The 21168-nt window shown below is 54.2% G+C and carries 14 protein-coding genes and 1 pseudogene; 9 read left to right on the plus strand and 6 right to left on the minus strand.

Annotated elements, in window-relative coordinates; translation table 11 throughout:
• The first annotated feature begins 4 nt into the window (after nucleotides 1-4).
• Genes D5066_RS18120 through cdiI form a run of 3 tightly spaced genes read left to right on the plus strand, consistent with a single transcriptional unit; the run spans nucleotide 5 to nucleotide 12958 of the window.
• Complete coding sequence (locus D5066_RS18120) at nucleotides 5-2377, plus strand: two-partner secretion domain-containing protein (RefSeq protein WP_119916772.1); 2373 nt, start codon at nucleotides 5-7, stop codon at nucleotides 2375-2377.
• Nucleotides 2349-12572: a hemagglutinin repeat-containing protein gene (locus tag D5066_RS18125; protein WP_119916773.1), complete on the plus strand. Its 10224-nt coding sequence runs from the start codon at nucleotides 2349-2351 to the stop codon at nucleotides 12570-12572. Before D5066_RS18120 ends, D5066_RS18125 begins: the two co-directional genes overlap by 29 nt.
• 11 nt (nucleotides 12573-12583) lie before the next feature.
• Nucleotides 12584-12958 (plus strand): ribonuclease toxin immunity protein CdiI, encoded by a 375-nt coding sequence (gene cdiI, locus D5066_RS18130; protein ID WP_119916775.1) that lies wholly within the window; start codon nucleotides 12584-12586, stop codon nucleotides 12956-12958.
• A gap of 447 nt (nucleotides 12959-13405) precedes the next feature.
• Here cdiI and D5066_RS18135 read toward each other — a convergent pair whose 3' ends face one another.
• From D5066_RS18135 to D5066_RS18150, 4 genes are all read right to left on the minus strand, one after another.
• The gene (locus D5066_RS18135) at nucleotides 13406-14494 is read right to left on the minus strand and encodes an AAA family ATPase (protein WP_119916777.1); all 1089 of its coding nucleotides are present in this window, start codon (nucleotides 14492-14494) and stop codon (nucleotides 13406-13408) included.
• A 145-nt stretch (nucleotides 14495-14639) separates the two neighbouring features.
• Complete coding sequence (locus tag D5066_RS18140; RefSeq protein WP_119916778.1) at nucleotides 14640-15599, minus strand: YbgA family protein; 960 nt, start codon at nucleotides 15597-15599, stop codon at nucleotides 14640-14642.
• 102 nt (nucleotides 15600-15701) lie between these two features.
• Nucleotides 15702-16112 carry a hydroxyisourate hydrolase gene (uraH, locus tag D5066_RS18145; RefSeq protein WP_080329805.1) on the minus strand — a complete coding sequence of 137 codons (411 nt, stop codon included), beginning with the start codon at nucleotides 16110-16112 and terminating at the stop codon, nucleotides 15702-15704.
• A gap of 99 nt (nucleotides 16113-16211) precedes the next feature.
• Nucleotides 16212-16937: a MerR family transcriptional regulator gene (locus D5066_RS18150; RefSeq protein ID WP_119916780.1), complete on the minus strand. Its 726-nt coding sequence runs from the start codon at nucleotides 16935-16937 to the stop codon at nucleotides 16212-16214.
• Nucleotides 16938-17053: 116 nt separating this feature from the next.
• On the opposite strand from D5066_RS18150, the gene D5066_RS18155 reads away from it, so the two are divergent.
• From D5066_RS18155 to D5066_RS18175, 5 genes are all read left to right on the plus strand, one after another.
• Nucleotides 17054-17578, plus strand: coding sequence for a lipocalin family protein (locus D5066_RS18155; RefSeq protein ID WP_119916781.1), 525 nt, complete (start codon nucleotides 17054-17056; stop codon nucleotides 17576-17578).
• Between the two features lie 222 nt (nucleotides 17579-17800).
• A complete protein-coding gene (locus tag D5066_RS18160) occupies nucleotides 17801-18268 on the plus strand; it encodes an acetyltransferase (protein ID WP_119916782.1) in 468 nt (155 codons plus the stop codon).
• Nucleotides 18269-18371: 103 nt separating this feature from the next.
• Nucleotides 18372-18914 carry a type IV secretion protein Rhs gene (locus D5066_RS18165; protein ID WP_119916784.1) on the plus strand — a complete coding sequence of 181 codons (543 nt, stop codon included), beginning with the start codon at nucleotides 18372-18374 and terminating at the stop codon, nucleotides 18912-18914.
• Nucleotides 18911-19255: a putative T6SS immunity periplasmic lipoprotein gene (locus D5066_RS18170; RefSeq protein WP_224435036.1), complete on the plus strand. Its 345-nt coding sequence runs from the start codon at nucleotides 18911-18913 to the stop codon at nucleotides 19253-19255. Before D5066_RS18165 ends, D5066_RS18170 begins: the two co-directional genes overlap by 4 nt.
• Nucleotides 19256-19266: 11 nt before the next feature.
• Complete coding sequence (locus D5066_RS18175) at nucleotides 19267-19749, plus strand: Hcp family type VI secretion system effector (protein ID WP_119916785.1); 483 nt, start codon at nucleotides 19267-19269, stop codon at nucleotides 19747-19749.
• A gap of 37 nt (nucleotides 19750-19786) precedes the next feature.
• Here D5066_RS18175 and D5066_RS18180 read toward each other — a convergent pair.
• Both D5066_RS18180 and D5066_RS18185 read right to left on the minus strand, forming a co-directional pair.
• Nucleotides 19787-20014 (minus strand): annotated as a pseudogene (locus D5066_RS18180) (virulence RhuM family protein); the annotation flags it as partial.
• Between the two features lie 57 nt (nucleotides 20015-20071).
• Nucleotides 20072-20413 carry a SymE family type I addiction module toxin gene (locus D5066_RS18185; protein WP_119916787.1) on the minus strand — a complete coding sequence of 114 codons (342 nt, stop codon included), beginning with the start codon at nucleotides 20411-20413 and terminating at the stop codon, nucleotides 20072-20074.
• A gap of 139 nt (nucleotides 20414-20552) precedes the next feature.
• On the opposite strand from D5066_RS18185, the gene D5066_RS18190 reads away from it, so the two are divergent.
• Entirely contained in the window at nucleotides 20553-20669 is a 117-nt protein-coding gene (locus D5066_RS18190) for a YlcI/YnfO family protein (RefSeq protein ID WP_119916788.1), read from the plus strand.
• Nucleotides 20670-21168 lie beyond the last annotated feature (499 nt).

A 21168-nucleotide genomic window follows, 5' to 3' on the forward strand; every position in this document is an offset into this window, starting at 1 on the left:
GACTATGGATACCCGCCACCCACCCGTTCGTTTCTCGCAGCGTCTGATTAGCTGGATTGTCTGCGGCTTAATGGTCTGGCAGCCGATGGCACCCGCCGTCGCGGCGGCGCTCACGCCGACCGGGCAGACCACGGTGGATCAGGCGGGGAACGGGGTGCCGGTCATCAATATCGCCACGCCGAACGGGGCGGGCATTTCGCATAACCAGTTCCAGGATTACAACGTCGGCAAAGAGGGGCTTATCCTCAACAACGGCACGGACCGCTTAACCCAGACCCAGCTGGGCGGGCTTATCCAGAACAACCCCAACCTGCAGGCCGGGCGGGAAGCGAAAGGCATCATCAACGAAGTCACGGGAGCTAACCGCTCCCAGCTTCAGGGCTATACGGAAGTCGCCGGCAAGGCGGCAAACGTCATGGTGGCTAACCCGTACGGTATCACCTGTAACGGGTGCGGATTTATCAACACCCCCAACGCCACGCTGACCACGGGTAAACCGCAGTTTGACGCTAACGGTAACCTGCTGGCGCTGGATGTAACGAAAGGCGCCATCACGGTCGAAGGCCAGGGGCTGGATGCCAGCAAGAGCGACGCGCTGTCGATTATTGCGCGCGCAACGGAAGTGAACGCCGCGATTCACGCGAACGACCTGACGGTAACGGCAGGGGCAAACCGGGTGGGCGCGGATGGCAGCATTAAGCCGATTGCCGGTGAGGGCGCTGCGCCCGTGGTGGCCGTGGATACTGGCGCACTCGGCGGGATGTATGCCAACCGTATCCGTCTGGTCTCCAGCGAGAAGGGGGTTGGAGTAAACCTCGGCAACCTCACCGCGCGCCAGGGGGATATTCAGCTTGATGCGGGCGGCAAACTGACGGTCACGAACAGCGTGGCCAGCGGATCGATCGCCGCGAATGGCGCGGGGGTGACTCTCAACGGTAGCCATCAGGCCGGTGGCGCGCTGAACGTGACCAGCTCGCAGGATGTGGCACTCAATAACAGCACGCTCGCCAGCAGTGGCGACATGCGCCTTTCCGGTGAGGGGAAAGTGCAGATCGCGGGCGGCAGTGTGACCAGTAAAGGTGTGCTCAGCGTGGCGGCCGGAAAGGATATCGCGCTGACCCATACCCGCAGTGGAAGCGATACCCGCACGACGCTGACCAGCGGCGGCACGCTGTCAGCCACGGGCAGTGCGATCTCGGCAGGGGAGAACCTGGCGCTGAGCGGCGGACAGCTGGTACTGGACGGCCAGAGCCGGGCCGATGCCACGGATGATATCCGCCTGACGGGCAGCACTGTCAGTAACCAGGGACAGGTGAATGCGGGGGGCGACCTTATGCTCTCCGGCGACAGGGTGTCAAACGGCGGGCAGCTGGCGGCGAAAGGCCATCTGGATGTGAACGCCGGAGACCTGACGAACGGCGGCACGGCGCAGGGTAACGAAATCACCCTGAAGGGCCAGACGGTCATCAATAATGGCACCCTGCAGAGCGCCGGAAAACTGACGTTAAATGCCGATACTCTGGAGCAACAGGGCACGCTGAGTGCGAAAGGCGATGCGAACGTCACGGCGCAGCAAACCCTGCGTAACGGTGGCAGCCTGCTGGCTGACGGCGCGATGAACGTGACCGCAGGCACCCTTGAACAGAACGGCACCCTGTCCGGCGCGACGGCGCTGACGGCGCAGGCCGATACCCTGACGAGCGGTCAGGCGTCCCGTATCACCAGCCAGGGCAACGTCCAGCTTACCGCGACCCGCAGCGCCAGCCTGAACGGGCAGACGGACGCGGCGGGAGCATTAACCGTTTCCACCCGCGATCTGATCACCGATCGGGATGCCCACCTGCAGAGCGGGCAGGCGCTTACTCTTCAGGCGCAGAATGCGACGCTGAACGGCACCCAGGCGGCGAAAGGGGCGCTGTCGGTGACGGCGGGCACGCTGATGCACGCCGGGAAATCCACTGCTAACACCCTGAGTTTTAACGCGACCAACGACCTGACCAGCAGCGGGGAACTTTCCGCCGGTACGCTCAGCCTCAGTGGAGAGAACATCCTCCACTCCGGCGTCGCAAAAGCGGACCGCATGACCCTGACGGCAGCCGACCGCATCACCACCCGTGGTTCGCTGGTGGCCGATAGCCTGTCGCTGGACGGTGCGTCGGTAGAGAACGGCGGGCTGCTGCAGGGAACCACTCTGCTCAATCTGAAGACCGGATCGCTCGCGAACCTGGCCGGGGGCTCAATCTACAGCGCGCAGGATTTAACGCTGAACATACCCGTGCTGGCTAACAGCGGGCTTATCACCACCGACGGCACGCTGCGCGTCACAGGCGACACGCTGACAAATCAGGGTGAAATCAACGGCGTCAAGCTGGCGTAACGACGGACAGCTTATCGGCAACAACGTCATTATTACGTCCGGCCAGGGGCAAAATAGCGGCCTGTTGCAGGGCGATACCGGCCTTAAACTTACCGTTACCGGCCTCGATAACGATCGAGCAGGCAAGATAGTCAGCGGCGGGCTGCTGGATATCACCGGCCACGAGCTGAAAAACAATGGCCTGATGCAGGGGCAGAGCGCGCTTCTGCACGGCGCGGATTTCACTAATGCGGGTTCGCTGACGGGCAAAGGCGATCTGACGCTGAATGTGGATAATACCGCGATCGTCACCGGGCAAATGCTGAGCCAGGGCACGCTGCAGCTTGCCGCGAATCATCTTGATAATAGCGGTATTCTGGCGGCGAATGCGGTGAGCGCGAGCGCCGGAGAGCTGAACAATACCGGGACGCTGCAAAGTAATGGTGCCCTGGATCTCGTGGCGGACGCGTTCAGCAACGTTGGTACGCTTCTGGCCAAACAGGCGCTGAATCTCACGAGCGCAATGCTGACGAACAGCGGCGTGATCCAGGGCGACACGCTGACCCTCGCGGTAAAAAATGCGCTAACCAACCGGGACACGGGCAAAGTCCTTGCCACCCAGGCGCTGGCTTTTGACGGCAATACGTTAACCAACAGCGGCACGCTGGCGGCAGATAATGCGCGTCTGGCTCTCGAGATCCTGAATAATAGCGGCCTGGTGCAGGGTAACAACGGGCTGGCGATCCAGGGACAAGCGGCACAGACCTCGGGCCTGAGAAGTGCCAACGTCGCGCAGACGCCTGCTGCCAGAGTGATTAATAACCTGATCGGCGGACAGCTGTTAAGCGGCGGTGATTTAGCGCTAGCCGCGGATAAGGGCGATAACGCTGGCACGCTACAGGGCCGGACGCTGAATGTTAAGGCCGGAAGCTGGAATAACGAGGGGACATTGCTCGGCCAGCAAGGCGCGAGCCTGAACGTCAGCAGCACGCTGGCAAACAGTGGAACGTTACTCAGCCAGGCCGGGTTTGATATTCAAGCTGGCGCTTTAGAAAACCGCGGGCAGCTGGCGGCGGGCACGCTTAACCTGCAATCGGACAGCATCAGCAACAGCGGTTTATTACAGGGCAGCGCGGCGTTGACGTTCAAAACCCGGGCTCTGGATAACTTTACCGGTGGACAAATCCTTACCGGCGGCTCGCTCAATCTCGATCTGCCGCAGTTTACTAACGGCGGGCTCGTTCAGGCGAGCCAGGACATGACGCTGACGACCGGCAGCTTTGACAACCTGGGCACGTTGTCTGCCGGGGCATTAAACCTTAACGTCGCGCAACAGCTGAGTAACCAGAGCGGGGGCAAGCTGCTGGCGGCTCGTCAGCTTAGCAGCCAGAGCGCCAGCCTGACGAATAACGGCGTGCTTGCCGCGAAGAGTGTCGATCTCACCAGCGGCCAGATCGACAACAACGGCATCCTGCAGGGAGACAGCGCGCTGGGGCTGCACACGCCGCGGCTCAACAACCTTACGAATGGGCAAATTATTAGCGGCAGCTCGCTGAATCTCTCCATCCCGCAGATGGTCAACCAGGGGCTGATGTCTGTAAAAGAGGCGCTGATCCTTTCCGGAGCAACCCTGGATAACCAGGGCACGCTACAAGGGAGCCGCGTGGGGCTAAGCTTCTCCGGCGACGTCATGAACCGCGGCAATGCGCGCCTGGTGGCACAAAAAGATCTGACCCTGAGCGCGGCCAGTCTTAACAACCAGGGCACGTTAGCGGGAGAGTCGGTGGATATCATCACCAACCTGCTGACCAACGTCGGCTTGCTGCAGGGCAACAGCGCGCTGGCGCTGAACTCCCTCACGCCATCCACCCTGGCGATTAACAATAAAACCGGCGGGCAAATGATTACCGGCGGGGCGCTGACGCTCTCTTTGCCGCAGTTGACCAACCAGGGGCTGCTGCTTTCTCAGCAGGGGCTCACGCTTAATCTTGATAATCTCGATAACCAGGGCATTGTGCAGGCGCGCGATCTGGGCCTGAACATCGTCAACCAGCTGACGAACCAACAAAGTGGACGGCTGCTCGCTCAGCAGGGGGTGACTCTGACGGCCGCACGGCTGGATAACGCAGGTCAGCTGGCGGCGAGTAATGCCACGCTGGCAGTCAATATCCTGAATAACCGCGGCGTGCTTCAGGGTGACGGCGGGTTGTCGATTACCGCACCGACGCTGAACAACCTGACGGGCGCGAAACTGCTGACCGGCGGACAGCTGACGCTTAAGGCCGGTCAGCTCGCGAATGGCGGGATAATGCAGGGGCAATGGCTCGGTGTGAACGCGAGTGGCTGGAACAACAGCGGCAGCGCGCTCGGTATCGACGGAGTGACCGCGCAGGTTGATAACCAGTTGACCAACACGGGTCGCCTGCTTGGCCAGGGGAGTACGCGCGTCACTGCGGGGGCGCTGAATAACCAAGGCTCGCTGCTGGTTGATGGTGATCTGATACTGGACGGCGGCAGCCTGTCAAACGGGGGCAGTCTTCAGGGCGCTACCCTGACGGTTAATAGCGCTACGGTCGATAACGCCGGTTCCGTGATTGGTCTCAACGCCCTTACGCTTCAACCGCTTCAGGGGCTGACCAACCGGGCCGGTGCGTCGATGAAAACCCAGGGAACGCTGCTGGCGGGTGGACAGAGCATCACGAATGATGGTCTGTGGCAGTCGCAATACCTGAAGGTTAACGCGCGGCAGTTACAGAACAACGGCACGCTGCAAAGCGCGGGAAATATGGATCTCGCGCTGACCGCCTCTCTGATCAATACGGGCTCAATGGTGGCAAACGGGACGGCCACGTTCGGGGCGCCAACGCTGAAAAACCAGGGGCAAATGCTGGCGAAGAAGATGTCGCTGTCGGGCGGTTCGCTCAGTAACAGCGGCAACATCAGCGGTGCTGACGGCCTTGGCGTCACGCTCAGCGGCGATCTTGACCAGCTGGCGGGTGCGAAGCTGTTAAGCAACGGCCTGCTCAGCATGGGCGCCAATATCCTGACCAACCTCGGCCATATTCAGGGGAACACCCTGACGCTGAATGCCGGAAGCCTGAATAACCAGGGCCGCATGGAGGCCAATACCGCACTCAACGCCACGCTGCGCGGTAACGTCGATAACGGACGCAATGCCGTGATGCTGAGTCAGGGTACGTTCCAGCTGGGCGCACAGACGCTGAATAATGACGGTACGCTACAGGGGAACGGTAATACGCAGCTCGACCTGCGCGAACGCGGCAGTAATCAGGGGCAGTTACTCAGTGGCGCAACGCTGACGCTGAATACGCCGGGGTTGAGCAACAGCGGCTGGGTGCAGGGTTTTGCCCTGTGGCTCAACGCCGGTTCGCTGAATAACAGCGGTACGGTGCTGGCGCAGCAGCAGGGAACGCTGGGTGGGAACTATATTGTAAACAACGGCATGCTGCAGGGCGCGAACCTGACGGTTAATCCGGGCCAGCTCGATAATAACGGTACGGTATACGCCACCCAGAATCTGGGGATCGATGCCTCGCAGGTCAATAACGCTGCTGCAGCCCGGATGCTGAGCCAGGGTAACCTGGCGATTAACGCCGGGAATACCAGCCTGCAGGGGCAGGTTGTGGCGCTGGGTGACCTCTCCCTCGCGAGCAAGGCTTCCTATAATCAGCTGACTACGCTGGCCGCGGGGAATACGTTGTCCGTCACCAGCCAGGGCGATATTACGACCAATGGCCTGATGCAGGGCAAGGGGATACAGCTTTCCGCTGCGGGTACGCTGAATAATAACGGCCAGCTGCGGGCGGGCTATGGTGAAAGCCAGCTCAGCGCAGGGCAGCTAAACCTGAATGGTACTGGCAGCGTCGAGGCGGGCGGTACGCTGCGCCTGAGCAGCCTGAACGGTATTAATAACGCAGGGTTTGTCGGAACCGCAGGCGATCTGATTGCCAGCGCCGGAAGCACGCTACTGAATAGTGCCCTGCTGTACGCGGGCAATAATATGAGCCTGCTGGCGAACAGTATCCGTAACGCGCGCGGCGATATTCTGGCCGGCAACAACCTGTGGATGCAGCGCGACAGCGCGGGTAACGCTAACGCGGAAGTCGTGAATACTTCAGGCAGTATTGAAACCCAGCGTGGCGACATTTCGATTCTGACCGGGCATTTAGTAAATGAGCGTGATGGGCTCAATGCTGTGCAGAGCGAAACGAATATCGCGCCGTCCTGGGTTAAGGGGGGAACGGCAGATATTCCAGTGGACTGGATTTCCTCTTCCGGTACCGGCAAGTACGGTATGTATGTGACGGAAGGACAGCGTTATCACGGTCACGGTGATGACTGGTACCAAATGCTTGGCAACTATGCGCCTTATGAAGATGCAGATGTTCAAAAAGTTGCCGTTAAAACCGTTTCGGTTTCCGTGAGCGCGAAGGGGCAGCAGTCCCGCATTGCGGCTGGCAGAGACATCATTGCCCGGTCTGATAACGTTGAAAATATGGCGTCGTCGATTCTGGCGAACAGAAATATTCAGCTTTCAGGAAGTACCTTAAATAACCAGTCATGGCTAAACGGCACGTCGACGGTTTATAACGTTTATCGCTATGGGGTAGGCAATAAATATGCCCCCAGACCTGATGAGACCACGCGAAGCTATGACAAGCTGGTATCAAAATCGATTAGCTATGTTCTTGACAGTGTGACCACTGAAGGGACCAGCGGAGACGTTTATCGCGCCGTTATCCAGGCCGGCGGTGCGGTAGTCGCCAGCTTCAGCAACAATATAAGCAATACCTCCACCACGGCGAACGCTCCGGGCTATAAGCCTGAGCTCAGTGCCCCCGGGTTGAACCTGTCGGGCGGCCCGACGGTTGCGTCTGGCGCTAAGGCCACCGGACTTGGCGCGGCAACCAACCAGAGCGTTACAGCACCCCAGGCAACCATTAACCTGCCCGGCGGTGGGAATGGCATAGGTAATGCGGAAGCGCTCACCAGTCGCAATGCCGGTAATAACGGTCTGGCATCGATTGATAACCGTCCACAGAGCATCGGTGATTTTGGCCAGGCTGGCGGCAAGCTGGCCGACGTTCACCTGCAGGCAGCAGGTTTAACCACCCAGAACGGTGCGAACGGTACGCCGGTTGATTTAACCGGGACCGGTGCAGCCCTGGTGGTTCCCGGCAGCGCGGGTGGCAAGCATACGACTATTGCCAGCGATGCCGTGGCGCTGGCGGGGCAGCAGCAGTCGGGGACAAGCGGGACGTCTGCGCTGGCTTCCCGGGATAAGATCGGTGAAATCGCTGCGGTAACGGCTCAGATCATTTCGCTTTCCAGCGGCGGGAAAACGCCTCCGCCACCGGGTTATAACTACCGCCCTGTTTCGCTTACCGATATCTCGTCAGTTGCCCCAGCGCTGACCAGCAATGGTTCGCCGATTAAGCTGAGCGACTATCCGCTACCGGTCAGTAATAACGGCTATTTTGTGGCAAACCGCGATCCGAAAAGCCCGTATCTCATTGTTACCAACCCGAAACTGGCGGGCTTAGGGCAGCTGGACAGCAGCCTGTTTAATGATTTGTACAAGCTCGCCGGGACGACGCCGCCTTCGGCGCCGCAGGAAACCCGAACAACTTATACCGATGCCACGCAGTTCCTGGGGTCGGATTATTTCCTGGCGCGTCTGAATCTGCGTCCGGAATATGATTACCGTTTCCTGGGCGATGCGGCCTTTGACACCCGCTACGTCAGTAATCAGATCCTGAACGAGACCGGTAGCCGCTACGTTAACGGCGTGGGCTCCGACCTTGAGCAAATGCAGTATCTGATCGACCGTGCCGCTCAGGCCCGGGATAAGCTGGGGTTACAGCTCGGCGTCAGCCTGTCGGAAGAGCAGGTTGCCTCGCTGGATTCCAGTATCCTGTGGTGGGAAAACACGGTGATCGAGGGGCAAAATGTCCTCGTGCCAAGGCTGTACCTGTCGGCGAAGGACGTGGCGTTTAACAAAGGGAGCATCATCGCCGGGAACCAGGTGATCCTTAATGCCGGCAGCATCACGAATGATGGCAGTACGCTGCAGGGTAAAAGCCTGCTGGCAGCCAGCAGCCAGAGCACAATCAACAACATCAATGGCGGCCTGATCGGTTCCAGCGGAAGCCTGCAGCTTAGCGCCCTGGGCGATATCAATAACGTGGGTTCCACCATCAGCGGGCAGACGGTTAGCCTTGAGAGCGTGGGGGGCAGCATTATTAACCAGACGCTGACCAACCAGTGGACTATCTCGGGCGCCACGAACGGATGGAACAGCCAGGCCGTCTCGCTGACGCAAACCGACCTGGGCGCTCTTGCCTCCATCAACGCGACGGACAGCCTGACCCTGAGCGCCGGGAAAGATATCATCAATACCGGCGCTAACCTCAGCGCGGGTGGCGATATGTTGTTAAAAGCGCTGGATGATATCTCTATTACCGGGAATCAGCTGGTAACGCGCGATCGTTTTGGTCGCAATCTTAATGAGACCGTCACCAACCAGGGCAGTACGGTAAACAGCGGGGGCAACCTTGGCCTGCAGGCGGGGCACGATCTGAGCGTTACGGGCAGTAATCTGACTGCCGGAGGCAGCGCTGCGCTTTGGGCGGGCAACGATCTGGTGCTGGATGTGGCGCAGAATAGCCGCCACAGCCAGACCGCGAAAACGGATTCCCTGAAGACGGATAATACGCGTACAGTCATTAGCGCTGGCGACGATCTGACGCTGGCCGCAGGCCGCGATCTGCGCAGTAACGCCGCAGCGCTTGCCGCACAGGAGCGCGTGGGGCTGCAGGCTGGGCGGGATATCGATCTGCTGGCGGCAGAGTCCACAACCAGCGATAAATACAGCGCGAAGAAAAAAGTCGAGATCAATCAGTCCGTTCGCCAGCAGGGAACCGAGATCGCCAGCGGGGCGAATACGCAGATCCTCGCCGGACGCGATGTCACCACCGAAGCCGCGCAGGTGACGGCGAAGGGCGATATCGGCGTGGCGGCAGGCCGCGACGTCAGTCTCGATACCGCAACCGAAAGCGATTATCACTACAAAGAGGAGACCAAAACTAAAAAAGGACTCTTCAAGAAAACCACTACGCACACTATCGATGAGGAGAGTGCGACTTACGAGAAAGGATCGTCATTCAGCGGAAATAACGTCACTGTTACAGCCGGAAATGATGTGACAGTGAAGGGGTCCTCGATCATTGGTGATAGTGATGTTGTTCTCAAAGCGGGTAACGATGTCAATGTTGTGGCCGCGACCAATGAGCAATCTTCATATCATTTGAAAGAGAAGAAAACCAGCGGCCTGATGGGTAGCGGTGGTATCGGCTTTACGATCGGGACCAATTCCACTCGTCACCGGGTTAACGAAGACGGCACGACGCAAAGCCAGAGCGTGAGTACCATCGGCTCCACTGGCGGTAATGTCAGCATTATTGCGGACAGCAAAGCACATATTAGCGGTGCAGATGTAATCGCTGCTAAAAACCTGAATGTAGCTGCCGGAGAAATTGCAGTTGACCCGGGCAATGATTTGCTTCGCCGAAAAGAAACGTATGAACAGAAGAAGAGTGGCCTGACGCTGTCCGTTTCGTCTGCCATTACTGATGCGGCAATGGCGGCAAATAACGCCATTAAGCGCGGCACTGAAGTCAGCAACGATCGCCTGAAGGCACTTTATGGCGTAAAAGCCGCGCAGGAAGCCTGGGTTGCCGGCTCTGGCGTGGCTTCCATGGCTGGTGGTGCTGTCGGTGGTGACATGAATGCTGTTCGGGTTGAACTGAATATTGGCTCAAGCAAAAGCAAATCCACTTCTGAACTGAAGCAAAATGAAGTCCGAGGCAGCACGCTCACAGCCGGAGGCGACGTGAATATGGTCGCTACCGGAAAAAATGGGGCGAGCGGCGATTTGCATATTACAGGCAGTGGTGTAACGGGAAATAACGTTACGCTAGTGGCGCAGAACGATCTGATACTTAATGCTGCCTCCAATAATCGTGATCAAAAAAGCTCTAACAACAGTAGTGGGTGGGCTGCTGGTGTGCATGTCTCGGTCGGAAAGGAAACAGGGATTGGTGTTCAGGCGAGTGGCTATCAGTCCAAAGGTGGTGATGACGGGAAAACGACTGAGCATGTGAATAGCCGTGTCAATGCCCGCGACGATCTAAGCATGAGCAGCGGACGTGACATGGTCATTGCCGGTGCGCAGGCGCTGGGTGACAAAATTACTGCCGATGCGGGCCGCGACCTGCTGATAACCAGCCTGCAGGATACTGATGACTACCGCAGCTGGCAGAAAGACGTCAGCGGGGGAGCCAGTTTCACGTTCGGTACCATGACGGGGTCAGCTTCACTCAACATCAGTAACAGCAAAACTAAAAGTGAGTATGCGAGCGTCGGTGAGCAGAGTGGCCTTTTTGCGGGGGAAAAGGGTTTTGATATCACCGTCGGCAAACACACGCAGCTGGACGGGGCTGTCATCGCCAGCACATCTACAGCGGATAAAAACTCTCTGGAAACGGGCACTCTTGGCTGGCGTGACATCCATAACAATGCCGAATATAGCTCAGACACGAAAGGAATCAGTGCAGGATACGCAGGCGACAAGAATGGAAGCGGCGGTAGCGCAGTACCAGTTATTGGAATAGGGGCGCAGGGTGATAAGTCCGGCACGACACATTCTGCAATAGCTGACGGCGCAATAACCATTCGTGAAAAGGAAAATCAACAACAGGATGTCGCTGAGTTAAGTCGCGATACGAATAACGCCAACGGCCATATTGATAAGATCTTCGACAAAGAAAAAGTTCAGGAGCAGCAGGAATTAGCTGGCCTGTTCGGCCAGATCGCGAATCAGGCTGCTGGCGACCTCGGCGCTAAAATGGGCTGGGGTGCAGACAGCAAAGAGAAAGCCGCTATTCATGGCGTAATTGGTGCGCTTCAAGCGAGCCTGGGTGGCGGAAATGCCCTGGCTGGCGGTGTTGCAGGTCTTAGCAGCGAAGCCTTTGGCGAAATGGTAACGGATTATCTGGGCACCCATACGTCACTCGGTGAAAGTGAGAAAGGGGCGATTGTTCAGTGGGCGGCAGCGATAAGCGGCGCCACCATTGGCGGGATCATTGCCGGAACGAACGGGGCGCAGTCGGGGGCGGCGGCTTCAATAGATTCTGTGCGTTACAACTACCTTAATCATAAAGAGGCCGAGCGTAAAAAACAGGTTGAATATCAGCTTGAGAACGGTGATTTAACCGCAGAAGAACGTCAGACGCTAACGCAGGAACTGGCTGATATCAACGCCATGGATAAAGCCCGCGATCAGCAAATTTTGGATGTCTGTACCCAAGGAAACAAGAGCAGTGCAGGCTGTGGACAACTTGTTGTACAAGCACAGAAAGCATTGGAAGGATATGGCGATAGCGCAGCGGGTTATAGATTATCATACAAGGACATCTTCCCAGAAGATTACAGTAATGCTGCCGCAATTATGGAAGGTCTTGATTCTGGGAGCATAACTCGCGATGCGGCAATTAAGGGTATAGTTGATAGCACTGGCAAAAAATGGGATGAAGTGGCTAAAGCCTATGATGACGCAATGCAGACACATGCGATTGTGAGCATCATTGCAGGAATGAAAGGAACTGATTCTGTAACACCAAAAACAACTGTTGTTGAAACGGCATCCGGTCAAAAAGCTACAATAAAAACCACAGGTAACGTTGCAGAAGTAACTTATCCTGACGGAATTAGCTTTAAAATAAACCAACCTGCTCATCTTTCAACACTTGATGGCTACTCGCAGAAAAAAGGCATAACTGGCGCGCATAATGCAGAGGAATTTTATGCTGCGGCAAAAAAATACAATGTCAAAATTGTTAGTAAAACGTATACTGAGACAAAAGGAATAACTCAAGTAACTTATCAGATACCGTCCTACGATAGAGCCGGAAATGTGACTGGATACAAAGCTGCAGAGTTACCTAAAACTATTTATGATCCTAATGTTTTCACTGATAGCAAAATGTTGGAGTTAGGACAACAAGCAGCAGCCAGCGGTTATGAGGCAGCTATGAAACAGGGGTTGCAGGCATATGATGCCCATGCTGGGGGTGTGAGTTTTAGAGTTTATATCGATAAAGCTACTGGCATGGTCAATAATTTCCATCCTCAGTGAAAGGTAATAAAATGAGCAAAGAGTTATTTGGACAACCATATGATAAAAATGATCCATATTGGATTGTTAAGTCATACTTCGATCGAATGTACGGAAGTGGATTGTTCATTAAGGCTATCGGTTACATGGCCGAAAAAAATAGTTTCCATCTTGATGGCGCATATTGCAGCTTTCCTGATATGGACAGTTGCTTTGAGGAAGAGCATTTTGAAGGGGTTGAATTTTCATATGGCTATCCTCCAGATGATAGCGATACGATCATTGTAAGTGAAAGTATTTGCTATAAATACCTTGCAAAAGCTTGCGATAAATATTTAAAGTATCATCCAGAAGATGATTTAAAAGTCAACTCCATTTTGGGAAGATCATTTCTTAAAAATGGTTAATTGATGACTAGATTCTCTTTTATGATCACCTTGAGTCTTGAAGTCAATGGTTTCTTTATATAGGATTACATTTTAATTAAAACCTTTGACTATTTAAGCTGTGGGTGATCGCTAAAGATTATCATTGAGACGTAATCGAAAATTCATCTCCTTATGCTCGTATGAGTAACTTTTTTTAATTAAAGATAGAGCGATTGTCAGGGCTATAATATATGGAAATTAATACTTTAAAAATTTTCATATTTTTAATTCCACCTAAGATTAGGTAATTTTATTCTTCTCAACCATTAATGATTGATTTGCATCTTTCAGAGAGTTGATTAATCTCCGGCGGTCTGGCCTCACCAGCCCCTTTATATGGTTAAGCAGGGCTGGGTATCTGGGGTTCTTTATTGGCATGATTCGCTGAAGCGAGATGCGGAAAAACAGTCTCCGTACTCCTGGAGACTACCCCAGCCTCTCCACCCTCGTCTCCCCCTCCGCCATAGACAGCTGATACAGCGAAAACGATCTCTGCTTCTCAATCAGCTTCGCCAGCTCCGGCGAGTGGCTGGTGAGCCAGATCTGCGAGTAGCGGCTGGCCTCGGCGATTAAGCTCGCCAGCGCGGGCAGCATCTGCGGGTGCAGGCTGTTTTCCGGTTCGTTCAGTGCGATAAACGCCGGTGGGCGCGGGCTTAACAGCGCCACCGCCAGGCACAGAAAGCGCAGGGTGCCGTCGGAGAACTCCGCCGGTTCCAGCGGCCTGCTCAGCCCCTCGCGCTGCATCATCATGCGAAAACGTCCGCCGGTGTTGTCGCTGTAAAACACGCAGCCGGGGAAGGCCTGGTCGAGAATGCGCATCAGCAGCAGCTCGTCGCCAATCTCCACGATGGTCTGAAATGCGGCCGCCAGGTTAGCGCCGTCGCTGGCCAGCACCGGAGAGCGGAAACCGACCTGTGGGGCGCGCATCGCCGAGCCGGATGAGACGGAAAACTCATGATAAAAGCGCCAGTTACGCAGGGATTCGCGCATCTGCGACACTTCCGGGTAAAGATGTGGTTCACCGAGCTGCCCGAATACCGATTCGTTCTCATACAGCGTGCCGCTGTGGGTCACTTTCTCGTGATGCACGTTGTTCAGAAACACCGCCTGATTCCTGCGCTTCATCAGCTGTGACGACGGTCGACGGTGCTGGCCGCTCAGCCAGATGGACTCCTCTTTGATCACCGGGTCGAGCTGAAACTGCGAGGGATAGGGCAGCTTCTCCACAAACCCGACCTGCAGCTCGTATTCGTAAGTCTCTGTTTCCACCGCCAGATTCATCCGCCGCAGCCGGTCGCTACGGGTTTTGCCTGCCCAGAACACCTTCAGAATGCCGCCCTCGTTCGCCAGCGCCTGGGAAAACTGCCCCTGGGCGGCGCTGTGCATCAGGTGTATCGCCTTGTAAATATTGGATTTCCCGGTGCCGTTCGGCCCGAAGACGATATTGAGCTGCTCCAGATCCAGCGACATCTCGCGGATGGAGCGGTAGTTTTGGATGTGCAGGGTGTTGATCACAGGCAGGCCCCTTTTTGCAGAATAAGCCTGTATATAATCACAGTCTTTAAGATGAAATGCAAAAAAGAGACGACAGTGAGGATGTCGTCTAAACGGGGTACTGCTTTGGGCCTCTATGGGTCAATGGGGCCTTCGCATTTTATGATCACTTGACTGCCAGACGCAGACTCAAATCATCAGGATAGGGATCAAAGTAGTTTTGCGTCATCAGATACCGGTCGGGGTATTCGGCCAGGTAGTGCTTCAGCAGCGTGATCGGGGCGAGGATAGGCAACTGTCCGTTGCGATAGTGCAGGATCACGTCGCGCAGCTCGCCGCGCTGGCGGGTGTTGAGCTGGTTACGAAAATACCCCTGAATATGCATCAGCACGTTGGTGTGATTCTTCCGCGAGGCGGGTTTTTTCAGGATCGTCATCAGCTTTTCCCGGTACGCCACGAAGAAGGCGTCCAGGTCTTCCCACTCGTGCAGCGAGGCAACGAACGGGCCGATTTCACGGTAGCCTGCCTGATGGTGCGCCAGCAGCTGGAGCTTATAGCGGCTGTGGAAGTCCAGCAGCGCGCGGCGCGTGAGGCCATTTTTACGCAGCGTGTTCAGTTCGTGCAGCGCAAAAACGCGCTCGACGAAGTTTTCCCGCAGCACCGGGTCGTGCAGGCGTCCGTCTTCTTCCACAGGCAGCCACGGCCAGGTTTCAAGGAGGGCGGCGGTGAACAGCCCGACCCCCTCCTTGCGGCCCCGGTTGCCGTTTTCATCGTACAGCCGCACGCGTTCCATGCCGCAGCTTGGTGATTTTGCGCAGACGATAAAACCAGCGAGATCGCCGATTTTCGGCAAAAAGTCTGCCGTAAAGTCAGCCATTTTCTGCGTGAGGTCATCATGAGGCGGCTTGCTGAAACGGAGTTGAGTTTCGCCGCAGTCCGTCAGCGTCAGGCGTATGGCCGGGCGAGGGGTCGGCAGGCCAATGGCCATTTCCGGGCAGACGGGCCTGAAATTCACCCACTGGGCCAGCTCATCCATGACGAAGCCCATACGCTTGTGTCCGCCGTCAAAGCGAACGGCGGAGCCGGTCAAACATCCGCTAATACCGAGCACAGGTTTCGTTGTCATGGTGTAGTCCTCCCGTTCATATAACTAAAACTTACACAACATGACTAATTTGTCCAAGTATTCGCGGAACTATTTTTTATAATTCTTTAAAATCAAGGCGTCTCAACTGCCCTTGTAGGTTGAGTAGCCGTACTGGCTCAGCAGAAGCGGGATGTGCAGCTTTTCGTTAGTGCGGGTCACGGTAAACAGCACCGGGACTTCCGGGAAGAAGGAGTCCAGCTTTTTGCCGTGGAAGTATTCTGCGGTTTTAAAGGTCACTTTGTACACGCCGGGCTGCATGTCCTGATCCTGCGGATAGAGCGATTTGATGCGACCGTCATGGTCGGTTTTACCGCTGGCAATTTGAGTCCACTTGTCCTGCTGTTGCTTTTCGAGGGTCACGGTCACGTCCGACGGTGGCATCCCGGTTTGCTGGTCGAGAATGTGGACGCTCAGCGTGCCGGCAGGGGCGCTAAAGGCAGCAGGGGCAAAGGCCATCGAGGCCAGGATCAGCAGAGGGGCAGTTTTTTTCATGGTGTTTTCCTGTGGAGTTATTCGTCACAGGAAAACGTTAGCATCTGCGGCGCGGGAAAATATTCAACTTTTCGTGAAGATTCCCGCAGGAGAAAATTATCAGAGGATAATCACTTCAAGCGATACCTGCTGCTGCCACTGCTCCACCTGCTTTTTCCGCCCGGCGTTGAGTTTGCCGCTGGTGACCAGAAGCCATTTGCGCTCCGGGAAAATTTCCGGTGCCAGCGCGTCAGGCGGAACAGGCAGGATGTCGATGCGGTGGCCCTGCCCGGTGCGCGTCAGGGCTTCGAGCCAGATCTCGCATGGGTCGTTCAGGTGCCAGCCGCTGAGCAGAATATTATCGCCCGGCGCTTTTTTATCGCCTTCGAGGCAAAACGAGGTGTAGGCGATGATGATGCCGTCGAGGATCGCGCGTAGGGTCATGGCGGCGGCGACGTTGGCCGAAACCTGGCTGCGCAGCGGACGCAGTACGTTCGCGACCAGCTCTGGCCTTGGGTATTCGCGTCCGGCGTCGTAAATCATCTGGCGCAGGGACTCGACTTTGCCGTCCTGCAGGCGTTGCAGCATGTTTTGTTGCAGGGTTTGCCAGTTGTTGGTCCGCCCCGGCGTCGGACGTTCCAGCAGCGGTTTGACCTGGCCGATCGGGACGCCTTTTTTTACCCAGTCGAGAATTTTTAGCGCCTGCTGGACGTCCTCATCGCTGTACTGGCGGTGGCCGCCTTCCGTGCGCTTTGGCTTGAGTAAACCATAGCGACGCTGCCACGCCCGCAGGGTGGTGGCGGTGATGCCGCTGAGTCTGGCGAATTCGCCGATGGAGTAAGCCATGTCCGTGTCCAGAGTGAAGGAATACTCTCAATATACTACGAATTTTCCCGAACGGGATGAAGCGCCGAAACGGTGCACTACACTTAACGTCCAACCGGCAAATGAAAGGAATTCTCATGAAGCTATGGCCTGTTGTGACCGGTGTTGCCATTGCGCTGACGCTGGTCGCCTGTAAATCCCCTACGCCGCCGAAAGGTGTGCAGCCTATTACCAACTTTGAAGCCAGCCGCTATCTCGGCAAATGGTACGAAGTCGCCCGTCTGGAAAACCGCTTTGAACGCGGGCTGGAGCAGGTGACGGCGACCTATGGCGAGCGCAGCGACGGCGGCATCAGCGTGCTTAACCGGGGTTTTGATCCGGTGAAGAACAAGTGGAGCGAGAGCGAAGGGAAAGCGTACTTTACCGGCGAGCCGACCACCGCCGCGCTGAAGGTGTCGTTCTTCGGCCCGTTCTACGGCGGATATAACGTGATCAGGCTGGACGATAAGTACCAGTACGCGCTGGTGAGCGGCCCCAACCGTGACTACCTGTGGATCCTGTCGCGCACGCCAACCATCCCGGATGCGGTGAAGCAGGATTACCTGAACACCGCGCGCAGCCTGGGCTTCCGGGTTGATCAGCTGGTGTGGGTGAAGCAGTAAAAATCGTGCTTTCGTCGTAGGGTATTATTGACCGTGCGCTCAAGTCCGGGCCTGCGTTCCGGCCTTCGTGCTGGTGGGCAAACAGCTGACCTTGCCCGGCGCAACCTGGTCTATACGGCTGTAAGACAGTCCCCTCTCCCTTAAGGGAGAGGGTTAGGGTGAGGGGGAGCAAGCCGCACAGAGTGACTTGCATTAGTTGGGTTTTCCAAACATGATCCCCCCATGAAAATAGAAACCGCATACCCCACACACTTCGAACGCCTGGTCACTATCTGGGAATCTTCCGTTCGCGCCACCCATCACTTTCTACAGGAAAGCGATATTGCGGCGCTGCGCCCGTTATTGCTCAACGCGTATCTGCCAAACCTCACCGTCGTGATGGCCCGCGATGACGCAGGCGTTATTCACGGATTTTTAGGCGTGGATGAAAACCGCATTGAAATGCTTTTTGTGGATGACGCGAGCCGGGGGAAGGGCGTTGGGAAATTGCTGCTGAAACACGCCATCGCAGAGTTTGGCGTGGACGAAGTTGACGTGAATGAGCAGAATCCGCAGGGCGTGGAATTTTATCGCCATATGGGGTTTGAGCAGGTCGGACGCTCGGAACTGGACGGGCAGGGGAATCCGTTTCCGTTGTTACATATGCGGTTGGGTGGGGGAAAACAATTAGCAGATAAATTTAAACATTAGCGTAATTTCTGGAAAATATAATTTCACTCTTGTCATTCATTAAAAAAATAATTGTATTAAGTTATAGTGATATTAATATGGCTCTCACAAAAGGAGAGCGCAGATGAGTGATGCAATAAAGATAGGCGGAGTCCGACTACTAACGCTCGGTGAAATTAATCTTGCTAAAACGCTTTATGGTTTAAGTATTCGTTATAATGAAGTGTGGATTCATCGGGGAAGTTATCTGCCCTTCAATATGCAGAACTTCAGAACCGCAATGACGCCAAATGGTGAGATTTACTTTATGGAAGGTACGTATGAAAACGACTTTTCCATGTCCCATCAAAGAATGTCTCGTATCGTCGGAGCACATCTTTTTCTGCACGAAATGATGCATGTCTGGCAGCATCAGCACGGTATGATGGTACGCCTTCGAGGAGCATTCTCATGGGCTGTCGACTATTCCTACCATTTAGATAAACATCACTTGCTTGATTACGGTCTCGAGCAACAAGCCTCAATCGTCAGTGATTTCTGGCTGCTCAATACCTATGGGTTTGACCCCCGCAGTAACCTGCATAAGCTCATTGATTACGACCCATCGGAACAAAAACAGGATCTTCTCAGGCGGTATGAAGCTATTTTAGGAGACTTTCCACAGTGAAACTAAAAATTCTATTCATTCCGATTATCTCAATGCTGACCGGTTGTCCGGGTGAAAACCTGAATATTCCTGAACAGCGAACGATCATGATAAATGGCAATCATTTTTGTTTTAGTGTTGACGAAAAAGATATTTTGAATGGATATACTATTTCGTCTATGCAACACGGTGAATATAAAGAATTTGCGGCCGAATTTCAAAGACGTTCATATCCAGATAGTTGTATCGAGATTGCCCTGCCAGCTGGCTATGCCTATGAAATCTCTTATACCTTGAATGAGCGAAATTATTACTATCCATTTTTCAAGGATAATGACGGCAGAGTCATAAATTATCATTAAGAGGAAAGTCAATGTCATCACCCGCATACATGTTTCTTTATGATGAAAATGGAAATCCGATCAAAGGCAGCTGCAATGTTTCGGGCAGAGAAGGTGCGATTGAGATCCTTAACAGCAATTACCACATCCATCAGGTTTGCAGCACCAGCACGGGCAATCTTATGGGGGCCAGAGAACATGGGGCATTCACTATCCATAAGCAGATCGACAAAACGTCCCCTTACTTTGCTGATGCCTTATGTCAAAGCAAAAGGTTACAGAAAGCGGTTATCCACTACTACGATGTGAACGAAGCAGGATTCGAATTCGAGGTGTACCGTATAACGCTGGATAGTATCGTGATTATGTCTGTTGATGCTGCCCATACCTGGGTTCCGGGGGCGCCTGGTCATAATATGATGGAAAGCATCGGGATTCGTTATCGTGGTATCGAGTGGTTTTATCTGGAGGGGCATATCAAATATGAGGATCACTGGAATAAGGTGCCTCAGTGAATCCGTTAGCGAGAATGGTGTTTTATTCAACTTAATTAATATTATGAGTTTTATTTTCAATGGCAGTTGTTCGGCAAAACCGAACAACTGAATTTTCGACCAGCTCACCTTCATCAAAAATATTCTTGATATGCCCACTTATCGTTGCCTGTGAAAGCCACAATGTATCGTTTTTGAAGCGGTATCCAATGCGAAATTTTTTATCCTTGCTGGTAAACATGACGAACTCATCGGCTGGTGAATTGATTAATTCTTCATATATCATGCTGCCCCCGCCTCATTAGGTTGATACCTTAAGCTCGTAGTATGTCAGAAACAGCCGCTAAGCCAGGTGGTTTGTGTTTGAATTTGCGAGGCACTTTCCAGGGCGGGGAGTTTGGATCGCCGCATGCGCGTCCACTATCTCAACGAGTTTTGCTTTCATCCGTTTATAATCGTCCTGCAACCGCGGCTCCTGATCTTTATACACCACCAGAACGATGCACCCTTTCATGACCTTTACCGTAACCTGCTGTCCGGTATCAAACCCCGCCGCGTGCAGCCACTTGCCGGAAAGGATGATTTTCGGCCTTGATTTGACGAAAACATTCGAGCGGTATCCCTCAATTAACTCGCGCTCGGTTCCGGATTGGTCGGTGTCTGGGGTAGTATGCGAATCAGCCATAATCAACTCCTTGATAGTTGGTGAGGTTCGACGCCCTTGAGTGAGCCAACACTGCGGGGCGTTGTTAGTATTCCGAATCCATGTGGTGCCTCCCATGTAAGAGAAAAAGAAACCAAATTTTGACCGCACCAAAAGCACGATGAAGAACATCCGGTTCGAGGATGAGCTTTTGGAACAGATTGAAAAGGCTGCGGGGAAGGGGAATTTTAGTAAATGGGTGAAACAGGCTTGTAGGCTTAGGCTTTTGTGTAACTAGTCATCAAAACTTTATAGATAGTGTTAACTATGAAAAAGATAATAAGTTCGGAATATATGCTCCAAGCTTATCATTGATGATGATTTTATAATTATCAATTATATATTGAAAAATGAATCAGTCATTTTAACCGAATCTGCTTTTAAATCTTTGCGAACTCATTCGTCGTTGCATTTTACCATTACAAATGGGGCATAAATGTTGTTTCTTCCCTTCAATTTCCCATGTGTAATATTTTTTCTTAAAGGAAATATGACAGATATCACACTGTCTGGGCTTCAATATAGCACCAATAATGACCATTAAAATTACAGCACCTATAATCCATTCCATTACGGCTTCCCTTGATGATATTTTTGAAATGGGTGAGAGAATAGCACTCAATATTTAAATGAATAAGTGATCATGTTCACATAAGGTGACTGGAATGGATGAATATATCTATTAATGAAGTTTTTTATTAAAGCGGATTGCATTTTTGGCGGAAGATCACAGGAGT

The organism is Enterobacter chuandaensis, assembly GCF_003594915.1.
GTDB classification, from domain to species: domain Bacteria; phylum Pseudomonadota; class Gammaproteobacteria; order Enterobacterales; family Enterobacteriaceae; genus Enterobacter; species Enterobacter chuandaensis.